Annotated in this window: 9 protein-coding genes; 7 read left to right on the top strand and 2 right to left on the bottom strand. The window is 63.5% G+C overall.

The genetic code is table 11. The annotated features are described in order from the left end of the window. Nucleotides 1–104: 104 nt before the first annotated feature. On the bottom strand, nucleotides 105–968 hold the full coding sequence (locus J5F18_RS07195) for an SDR family oxidoreductase (RefSeq protein ID WP_346301594.1): 864 nt from the start codon (nucleotides 966–968) through the stop codon (nucleotides 105–107). Nucleotides 969–1,044: 76 nt separating this feature from the next. Further along, nucleotides 1,045–1,338: a DUF503 domain-containing protein gene (locus J5F18_RS07200; RefSeq protein WP_346301595.1), complete on the bottom strand. Its 294-nt coding sequence runs from the start codon at nucleotides 1,336–1,338 to the stop codon at nucleotides 1,045–1,047. Nucleotides 1,339–1,462: 124 nt separating this feature from the next. Here J5F18_RS07200 and J5F18_RS07205 point away from each other — a divergent pair, with 124 nt between their 5' ends. The 7 genes from J5F18_RS07205 to J5F18_RS07235 form a co-directional block, all read left to right on the top strand. After that, nucleotides 1,463–3,247: a ribonucleoside triphosphate reductase gene (locus J5F18_RS07205; RefSeq protein ID WP_346301596.1), complete on the top strand. Its 1,785-nt coding sequence runs from the start codon at nucleotides 1,463–1,465 to the stop codon at nucleotides 3,245–3,247. Between the two features lie 42 nt (nucleotides 3,248–3,289). After that, complete coding sequence (gene nrdD, locus J5F18_RS07210; protein ID WP_346301597.1) at nucleotides 3,290–3,451, top strand: anaerobic ribonucleoside-triphosphate reductase; 162 nt, start codon at nucleotides 3,290–3,292, stop codon at nucleotides 3,449–3,451. Between the two features lie 71 nt (nucleotides 3,452–3,522). Then, nucleotides 3,523–4,251: an anaerobic ribonucleoside-triphosphate reductase activating protein gene (locus J5F18_RS07215; protein WP_346301598.1), complete on the top strand. Its 729-nt coding sequence runs from the start codon at nucleotides 3,523–3,525 to the stop codon at nucleotides 4,249–4,251. 149 nt (nucleotides 4,252–4,400) lie between these two features. After that, a complete protein-coding gene (locus J5F18_RS07220) occupies nucleotides 4,401–5,426 on the top strand; it encodes a nuclease-related domain-containing protein (RefSeq protein ID WP_346301599.1) in 1,026 nt (341 codons plus the stop codon). 183 nt (nucleotides 5,427–5,609) lie between these two features. Beyond that, nucleotides 5,610–6,440, top strand: coding sequence for an abortive infection family protein (locus tag J5F18_RS07225; protein ID WP_346301600.1), 831 nt, complete (start codon nucleotides 5,610–5,612; stop codon nucleotides 6,438–6,440). A gap of 100 nt (nucleotides 6,441–6,540) precedes the next feature. Then, a complete protein-coding gene (locus tag J5F18_RS07230; RefSeq protein WP_346301601.1) occupies nucleotides 6,541–7,146 on the top strand; it encodes a PIN domain-containing protein in 606 nt (201 codons plus the stop codon). Between the two features lie 368 nt (nucleotides 7,147–7,514). Continuing rightward, nucleotides 7,515–9,600, top strand: a 2,086-nt coding sequence (locus tag J5F18_RS07235; protein ID WP_346301602.1) for a tetratricopeptide repeat protein, incomplete at its 3' end; no start/stop codon positions are given.

The following is a 9,600-nucleotide window of genomic DNA, read 5'->3' on the forward strand; positions in this document are numbered from 1 at the left end:
GGCGCTGCGCGCGCAGATCATGGCGCTGTCGCCGCTCTCCGAGTCGGGGCCTGACGCCCGCTGAGTCACGACCTGGCGGCACCCGTGCGGCGCGGCTCCTCCGGCTACTCCCGCTCGTCCCGGGTCGAGCGCAGCAGCACCCGGTCCATGCCCCGGGTGCTCAGCACCCGCTTCAGGGCGGCGAACAGATGGGTGGGCAGGGTGACCGCGTAGCGGGGCCTGGGTCGCGGGTGCTCCAGGGCGTGGATCAGCTTGGCCACCACCGCCTCCGGGCCCAGGGTGAAGGCGGCCTTGCCCTCGGTGCTGGCCAGCCGCGCCTCCACCTTGCGGTAGGTCTCGGCATGGGCGCTGGCCGCGGCGTCGATATGGGCCCGGAAGGCGCGGTGGGCGTTCTCGCGAAAGCGGCTGGTGATGGGGCCGGGCTGGATCAGGCTGACGTGGATGCCGCTGCCCGCAAGCTCCTGGCGCAGGGTATCGGTGAGCCCCTCCAGGGCGAACTTGGAGCAGATATAGGCGCCGCGGTAGGGCAGGGCGGCGAACCCCAGCACCGAGCTGTTCTGCACGATGCGCCCGTGCCCCTGGGCGCGCATCATCGGCAGCACCCGGGTGGTGAGCTCGTGGGTGCCGAGCAGGTTGGTCTCGAGCTGCTGCCTCAGCACTTCCCGGGAGAGGTCCTCTACCGCGCCGGGCTGGCCGTAGGCGCCGTTGTTGAAGAGCGCCGTCAGCTGCCTGCCGGTGCGCCTGGCCACCTCGGCCACCGCCGCCTCGATGGAGGCGCTGCTGTCCAGGTCCAGCGCCAGCGCTTCCAGGCCCTCTTCCTTCAGCCGGGCCACGTCCGCCTCGCGCCGGGCGGTGGCGAAGACCCGCCAGCCGCGTGCCGCCATGGCGTGGGCCGCGGCGTGGCCAATCCCGCTGGAGCAGCCGGTGATCAGCAGGCTGCGCGCCGCTCCGACCTCGTGATCCGTCATTCGTCTCTCCTGGTGGTCTTGGCAACTGGTCGTGTCCTGGTGCTCGCATCGTGGTCTCGGTGCTTGATAGCCGGCCTCACGGGCCGCCCTGCAGCATCTCCCGGGTCGCCTCCATCACCCGGCCATCCACGGTTCGCTGGACCTTGTCCTCGATCTCGCCGAGCAGGGCCTCCACCCTGGGGCCCTCGTTGGCCACCGCCACGAAGGTCCATTCGCTCGCCTCCAGCCGGTCGTGTTCGCCGCTCTCGCAGACCGCCACCGCCGGGTTGCGCCCGAAGCGCTCGTGCAGGCCGCCCATGCGCTGGCGCTTCTCCTTCAGCGACCGGCAGCCGGGCAGCGAGATATGCAGCGTGAGGATTCCCATATGCATCCTGATCCCTCCTTCGCTCTCGTGGCTTCGCCCTGGCGGCTACGCCCAGGGTCGTTCACCCATTCCCTGACCTGGATCATTTCCTTGCCGTCCCTGGGTGTCTACCCTTCATCGGGCACAACATATGGTGTCATCTTGTAGGAAAAGCACCATATATAGAAAATCGGCCAGTGAGGGAACACCCATGCAACGCCAGCCGACCGGCGCCGTCAACGTCGCTTCGACGGTCAACGAGTACCTGCAGCGCGCCGACTGGCGCGTCAGCGCCAACGCCAACCAGGGCTACTCCCTGGGCGGGCTGATCCTCAACGCCTCGGGCAAGCTGATCGCCAACTACTGGCTGGATGAAGTCTATCCCGCCGCGGTCGGCGAGGCCCACCGGGAGGGCGACCTGCATATCCACGACCTGGACATGCTCAGCGGCTACTGCGCCGGCTGGTCGCTGCGCCAGCTGCTGATCGAGGGCTTCAACGGCGTGCCGGGCCGGGCGGAGAGCGCGCCGCCCCGGCACCTCACCAGCGCCCTGGGGCAGATGGTCAACTTCCTCGGCACCCTGCAGAACGAGTGGGCCGGCGCCCAGGCGTTCAGCTCCTTCGATACCTATCTGGCGCCCTTCGTGCGCAAGGACGGACTGAGCTACGCCCAGGTCAAGCAGGGCATCCAGGAGTTTATCTACAACCTCAACGTGCCGTCGCGCTGGGGCAGCCAGACGCCCTTCACCAACCTCACCTTCGACTGGACCTGCCCGGCGGACCTGCGCGACCAGGTGCCGATCATCGGCGGCGAGGAGCAGCCCTTCACCTACGGCGAGCTGCAGCCCGAGATGGATCGGCTCAACCGCGCCTACCTGGAGGTGATGGAGGAGGGCGACTGCCAGGGGCGGGTGTTCACCTTCCCGATCCCCACCTACAACATCACCCCGGACTTCCCCTGGGAGAGCGACAACGCCGAGCGGCTCTTCGCGCTCACCGCCAAGTACGGGCTGCCCTACTTCCAGAACTTCCTCAACTCGGACCTGGAGCCGCACATGGTGCGCTCCATGTGCTGCCGGCTGCAGCTCGATCTCACCGAGCTGCTCAAGCGCGGCAACGGCCTGTTCGGCAGCGCCGAGCAGACCGGCTCGCTCGGCGTGGTGACCATCAACTGCGCGCGCCTGGGGTATCGCTTCGCCGGCGATCGGGCGGGGCTCTTCCAGGAGCTGGACCGGCTGCTCGCGCTCGGCCGCGACAGCCTGGAGATCAAGCGCGGCTGCATCCAGGGCTGGATGGACGACGGCCTCTACCCCTACAGCCGCCGCTATCTGGGCACCCTGCGCAACCACTTCTCCACCCTGGGGGTGAACGGCCTCAACGAGATGGTGCGCAACTTCTTCGAGGACCGCTTCGACATCGCCAACCCCGAGGGGCAGCAGCTGGCCATCGAGCTGCTGGAGCAGGTGCGCGAACGGATGCGCGAGTTCCAGGCGGCCACCGGCCACCTCTACAACCTGGAGGCGACCCCGGCGGAGGGCACCACCTACCGCTTCGCCAAGGAGGACCAGAAGCGCTACCCCGACATCCTCCAGGCGGGCACGCCGGACTCCCCCTACTACACCAACTCCAGCCAGCTGCCGGTGGGCTACACCGACGACCCCTTCGAGGCGCTGCTGCACCAGGACCCGCTGCAGACCCGCTACACCGGCGGCACCGTGCTGCACCTCTATATGGGGGAGCGGCTCTCGTCGCCGGCGGCTTGCCGCAAGCTGGTGCAGGCCGCGCTCTCCCGCTTCCGCCTGCCCTACCTCACCGTGACGCCGACCTTCTCGATCTGCCCGGTGCACGGCTACCTGGCCGGCGAACACGAATTCTGCCCGAAGTGCGATGACGCCCTTCTGGCAAAGCGCGCCCAGGCCGAAGCCACCACGGCCTGAGGCTTTTTCCCGCAACACCACCAACCTGATAAGGAGCACCCCATGCGCCATAGCGTCGAGAGTCTGCCCACCGAAGAGCGCCAGCGCTGCGAGGTCTGGACCCGGGTGATGGGCTATCACCGCCCGGTCAGCCAGTTCAACCGTGGCAAGCGGTCCGAGCACCGCGAGCGCCGCCACTTCCGCGAGCAGGCCGCCACCCCCTGACCCACCGCCACGCCGAGCGCCCCGTGCCCTGCATGCCAGGCCGACAGGGGGCGCTCGGCCGGATGATCGCCATGCCCCATTCCGACCCTTGCCTGCCGCGGCTGCCCGTGGCCGGCCTCACCCCCATGACCACCCTGGACTACCCGGACCACCTGGCTTGCGTGGTGTTTCTGCAGGGCTGCCCGCTGCGCTGCGGCTACTGCCACAACCCCGGGATGCTTGCGCCCCGCCGCGCCGAGCCCGGCGAATGGGCCGAGGTGGAGGCCTTCCTGGGCAAGCGCCGGGGGCTGCTCGATGGCATCGTCTTCAGCGGCGGCGAGCCAACCCTGCACGCCGACCTGCCCGCCGCCGCCGCCCGGGCCCGCGCGCTGGGCTTCAAGACCGGACTGCATACCGCCGGGGTCTACCCGCGGCGCCTGGCCGAGGCCCTGCCGCACCTGGACTGGGTGGGGCTGGATGTGAAGAGCCCGGCGGCGCGCTTCGACGCCATCGTCGGCCGCCGCCCCGGCCTGGCCGCCGCCCATGCCAAGAGCCTCAAACTGCTGCTGAGAAGCGGCGTCGCCTTCGAGTGCCGCACCACCGTTCACTGGCGCGATCTCGACCTGGGGAGCCTGCGGCGCCTGGCCCTCGACCTCGCCGAACGGGGTGTCAGGCGCTACGCCCTGCAGGTGGCCCGAACCGGCCGCTGCCTCGACCCCGCCTACGCCCGGCCGGTGCCCGGCGCCCCGACCCTCGGTGAGCTCGAGGCGCTGGTCGAACGCCTGACGCCGGCCTTCGAACGCCTTGAACTCAGGGTGTAGGCGAAAGAGGACAGCGCCTTGTAAGCCTTTGCCCACTGGTGATCTGGGAGCTTTGGTGCCAGGCTGTTGAGTTACAGAATGTTGTCGGTACGCGACTATCAAGAAAACAGCCGGCCAGAGCAGCGAGTGACAGACGCAGGGAGCCACCGATGATCCTCAAGGAAAAGGAAGCCTATAGCGGCACGGATGAGCGCGGCTTCTACGGCCACAAGCAGGAACAGGATGTGGCCTTCCACCTGCGCAGGGCGTTCGGCGACAGTGAGCAGATCCGCATCATCCACAACCTGATGATCGAGCACGGTGGCGAGCGCGCCCAGATCGATCACCTGGTGATCCACCCCTACGGCTTCATCATCATCGAGTCCAAGAGCATCGTCGGCGAGGTGCAGGTCAACGTCGAAGGGGAGTGGTCCCGCAGCTACAAGGGCAACTGGTCCGGCATGCCCTCGCCGATTCGCCAGGCGGAGCTGCAGCAGGACGTGCTCAAGGCGCTGCTGCGCGACCATGTGAAGCAGCTGCTTGGCAAGCTGCTGGGCATCCAGATGCAGATAGGCGGTCGTGAGTGGCGCACGCTCTGTGCCGTTTCGAGCACCGCCATCCTGCATCGCAAGAAGATGCCGAAGGACGTGGCCGACAAGGTGGTCAAGACCGAATTCGTCGCCAAGAAAGCGAAGGAGCTCATCGGTAGCCTCAAGGGTGGCTTTCTCAAGGGGCGGCCCAGCTTCTCGCAGCGTGAGCTGGAGAATATCGGCACCTTTCTTCTGGAACATACCGCAGCACTACAGGCGGAATCGGAGCAGCCGGCGCAGGTCACGCCGCCTCGGGAGCCGAGTCCCATTGCCGCTCCCGTCAGCGAACCCGCGCCGCTGAGCTATGTGGTGACTGACGCCGAGCGTCTTGCCGCAGAGTCACCTGTAGACATAGCAGCCCCCATCGAAAAGCTGCTGACCTGCAAGCAGTGCGACGAGGCCGACAACCTGATCGGCATGTACGGCCAGTACGGCTACTACGTGAAGTGCGGTACTTGCAGCACCAATACCTCGATGAAGCAGCCGTGCCGCGCCTGTGGCTGGAAGAGCGTCAGGGTCGCGAAGGTTGGCCCGAGCTATTCGGCCACTTGCCGAAAATGCGACCACCAGTATCCGGTCTATCGGCAGGGAGAGGGGAGGGCGTAATGGCAGATAACGACCAAGGCTTCTCGCTCATCTCCATGCTTCCTGTAGGAGCCCGATTTATCGGGCGAATATCCGCTAACGACCCAAAAGCCGACATTTCGGAAATGGCTGCATGTGTGTTCGTACTCGCTATGCGGCACGCGCGATGATGTTGAGCGTTCTAAGAGAGATGCGAGTAAGCCTATGAGAAAGGAAATCCCGGCCCCAGTCATAGCCGTGCTGTCAGAGAACATGCCTGCCATCGAAACACATGCCAGCTTGAACAATCTTTTTTCGTATGCTGAAGCCCCAGGCGAGCCACCAGATGGCTCAAAGCCCGTCAAAGTTCAGGCATGGCTTCGGCAAGTCAATAAAGAGTCTAAGCATCCCTTGGTTGTTTTGGGGCGGATTATTGAGGGTTACATGGAGTTGCCCGATTTGGAGGATGATACACTTTCATGGCTTGGTGCTCCTGCTGTGGATGTAAAGAAAGAGATCAAAGCCAAGCTAGAAGCAATTCTTTCTCGGTGCAACCTTACGTATCTTTCGGGTGGAATAATTTCCGATGGTAGTTCTGCACCCAGTCGATCACTGGCCGAACTGATTAAAGGGCGCGAAATTCCCGCAATTGATGCAGAGTTTAATAGAGCTCTTGCCAACGTAAACTCTGAGCCTAGAGAGGCGGTATCAGCCGCATGCAATATTCTTGAATCCATTTTCAAGACATATATAGCAGATGAAAAGTTGGAAATTCCTCAAAAGCAAGATCTTCAAAATGTGTGGAAGATTGTGCGTTCTGATCTAGGCTTTGACCCAGGAGTGCTGGAAGATCACGATTTGAAAAAGATTCTTTCTGGAGTGCTGTCTGTAGTTGACGGTATTGGGGCATTCCGAACACATGCAAGCTCAGCTCATGGGCAGGGTCGTAAGATATACAACTTAAAGCCAAGGCATGCTCGGCTGGCTATTCATTCTGCTCATACCATAGCTTTATTCGTATTGGAAACTTGGGATGAGAGAAAGGAGCGAAAGTAATGCTAACAATCGTAGGCTCGATGATGGCTTTTTTCCGGATTCGCCTCCACCAAAAAAACGCGCATGCTGCGGGCGTTAGGGCATAGAAAGGGATGAGAAATTGAAGAATAATTACGTCCTGATCGATTACGAGAATGTTCAGCCAAAGAGCTTGGCGGTTCTCAATGGCCACGAATTCAAGGTCATCGTCTTCGTTGGTGCAAATCAGGCAAAGATCCCGTTCGAACTTGCTTCGGCTCTTCAAGCCCTTGGAAGCAACGCAGAGTATGTGAAAATTGGAGGCAATGGGCCGAATGCGCTCGATTTCCATATCGCTTTTTACGTCGGTCAACTGGCGGAGAAAGACCCGAATGCGTACTTTCACATTATTTCGAAAGATACGGGATTCGATCCCCTGATTAAGCATCTCAAGGAGAGAAAAATATTCGCTCAGCGCGAGAAGGAACTCGCCGAGATACCGTTGTTAAGAATGTCTAATGCAACGTCAATAGGCGAAAAACTCGAGGCAATTGTAATAAGCCTAGCTGCGCGGGGGCATTCAAGGCCTCGCAAAGTCAAGACACTTGCGAATACCATCAATGCGCTATTCTTGAAGAGGCTCGAAAAGAGTGAGCTTGTGGAAATAATCGAGCAGATGAAGAAGCAGAAAATGATTGTCGTTGAGAATGAAAGTATCAGTTACAAGCCGCCTATTAGCCAGCATTAACAAGGACATTCATCCCTCGCTAGTATCTCACACGGCTGATTGTTGGCCTAAAATCAGAACCATCTAAAAGACCGCTCCTGGCCGAACGAGGAATGTTAGTCTATGCCGATGGATGGTTTTCGACCCATAGCCGCTATCCAGCGTTCGATGCAGCGGGTGGCAGGTATCGGAGTCGAAGCCGCCCACGATTCTCGGTGGGATCCTGGTTGCCACTCGGCAGCTAGAATGAGATTTGAGCCCAACGCAGCAGGCTTGCAGGATCGTGGCTGTACCCTGGGTCGGTGCCCGACAATCCTCCTGGGTCGCACTTCAGCCAATCCAGTTCGGATGACTGCGGAAAGATTGGGAAGCGAGAGGAGGAAGTGGCAATGGCTCAGGTCTGCATTTTCCTGTCCACCGTGAGCGCCGAGTTCCGCAGCTACCGCGACACCTTGCGCCATTACCTCGAACGGCCGAACGTCACGGTGAAGGTGCAGGAGGACTTCATCGTGACCGGCACGGAAACGCTGGACATGCTCGACGAGTACATCCGGCGCTGCGACGTGGTCATCCATCTGGTCGGCGACATGACCGGTGCGATGGCGCAAGCGCCGTCGGTGGCGGCGATCCGAGAGCGCTACCCGGACCTGGGTCACCGCTTGCCGCCCGTGGCGGACTGTCTCGGAGCCGGTGGGCCACCCCTCTCCTACACGCAATGGGAAGCCTGGCTGGCCTTGTATCACGGCAGGCGGTTGATCATCGCGGTGCCGGGCAGGGGTACTGAACGCAATTCCGCCTACCTGCTCGACCCGCAGCAGAGCGCGGCGCAGCAGGCGCATCTGGCGCGCCTGGAGCAGGTCGAGCGCCATCCTGGCATCCACTTCAGCTCGTCCGATCAGTTCGCGGCCGAGGTCTGGCGCTCGGGTCTGCTAGACATCCTGATCGAAGCCGGGCTGATCCGGAAGATCGTGCATCTTCCCTACAAGAGCTTGGAGACCTTGTTCAAGGGCCGGGATGCCCTGCTCGCGGATCTGGCGCGGCGCTTCGGACCCGTCCTGCAGCGCAACGACCAGCCTGCCGTCGTGAAGGCCCTCACCGGGATGGGCGGGATCGGCAAGACCCGCCTGGCGCTCGAGTACGCCTGGCGGCACGCAGGTGACTACCCGGTGCTGCTGCTCGTCGGCGCCGATAGCCCGCAAGCGCTGGACCGCAACCTGGCCGCGCTGTGTGCAAAGACGATTCTGGATCTTCCCGAGCAAAGCGAGACGGACGAGGGCAAACAGCGCGATGCGGTGCTGGCCTGGTTCAACCAGCACGCCGGCTGGCTGCTGATCCTCGACAACATCGACACGGAAGCCGCCGCTGTCGCGGCCGAGGCGCTGGCGCCGAAACTGACGGGGGGCCATATGCTGCTCACCAGTCGGCTGACGAACTGGAGTGCTGGCATCGAAGCGATGCCAGTGGGCCTGCTGCGACCCGAGGCCGCTGCCGATTTCCTGCTGTCGCGCACCGACGGCGGGCGCCGCCCGCAGGCGGATGATCCGGGTGTCGCAGCCACACTGGCCGGTGAACTGGGCTGCCTCGCGCTCGCCCTCGAGCAAGCCGGTGCCTACATCGCCCAGCGGCGCACCACCTTCAGCCAGTATCTGACGCAGTGGGAGAGCCGCCGCGATGAGGTGCTGCAGTGGTTCAATCCCCGGCTGATGCAATATCCCAAGAGCGTTGCGATCACCTGGCAGACCTCGTTCACTCAACTCAAGGCGCCGGCGCGCATGCTGTTACAGCGCCTGGCCTGGTTCGCCCCGGAACCGATTCCCGAGACGCTGCTCGATGTGCCCGTGCCCGGGCAGGAGGATGCGGAGGATCATGACGGCGCGCTCGCCGAACTCGATGCCTACTCCCTGGTGATGCGCGCCACCGATGCGCCGTTTTTCGACGTTCACCGTCTGGTGCAGGACGTCACCCGGCGCACTCAGCGGGACGCCGCCCCCGCGGGGGCGCTGGTCGAGGCCTTGAACTGGGTGAACGAGGCCTTCGTGGGGGATCCGACGGATGTGCGCAGCTGGCCGGTGCTCGATCCCCTGGCTCCCCACGTGCGGGCGGTTGCGGGTCATGCCGACCAAGCCGGGATCATCGATCCCTCTGCTCGACTGTTCAATGAGAATGGCGTACTGCTTCTTGGAAAAGCCTTGTATGCCGAGGCCGAACCGCTGATGCGCCGCGCGCTGGCGATCGACGAGGCGAGCCTCGGTGCGGACCACCCCACGGTCGCCATCCGCCTCAACAACCTGGCCTCGTTGCTGCAGGCCACGAACCGGCTGGCCGAGGCCGAGCCGCTGATGCGCCGGGCGCTGGCGATCGACGAGGCGAGCCTCGGTGCGGACCACCCCACGGTCGCCATCGACCTCAACAACCTGGCGCAGTTGCTGCAGGCCACGAACCGGCTGGCCGAGGCCGAACCGCTGATGCGCCGGG

The organism is Halomonas sp. BM-2019, from assembly GCF_017584085.1.

Coding starts and splice junctions, on each gene's coding strand:
- J5F18_RS07195 (WP_346301594.1), bottom strand. CDS start 968: ATGACGGATCACGAGGTCGGAGCGGCGCGCAGCCTGCTGATCACCGGC.
- J5F18_RS07200 (WP_346301595.1), bottom strand. CDS start 1,338: ATGCATATGGGAATCCTCACGCTGCATATCTCGCTGCCCGGCTGCCGG.
- J5F18_RS07205 (WP_346301596.1), top strand. CDS start 1,463: ATGGTGTCATCTTGTAGGAAAAGCACCATATATAGAAAATCGGCCAGT.
- nrdD (WP_346301597.1), top strand. CDS start 3,290: ATGCGCCATAGCGTCGAGAGTCTGCCCACCGAAGAGCGCCAGCGCTGC.
- J5F18_RS07215 (WP_346301598.1), top strand. CDS start 3,523: ATGCCCCATTCCGACCCTTGCCTGCCGCGGCTGCCCGTGGCCGGCCTC.
- J5F18_RS07220 (WP_346301599.1), top strand. CDS start 4,401: ATGATCCTCAAGGAAAAGGAAGCCTATAGCGGCACGGATGAGCGCGGC.
- J5F18_RS07225 (WP_346301600.1), top strand. CDS start 5,610: ATGAGAAAGGAAATCCCGGCCCCAGTCATAGCCGTGCTGTCAGAGAAC.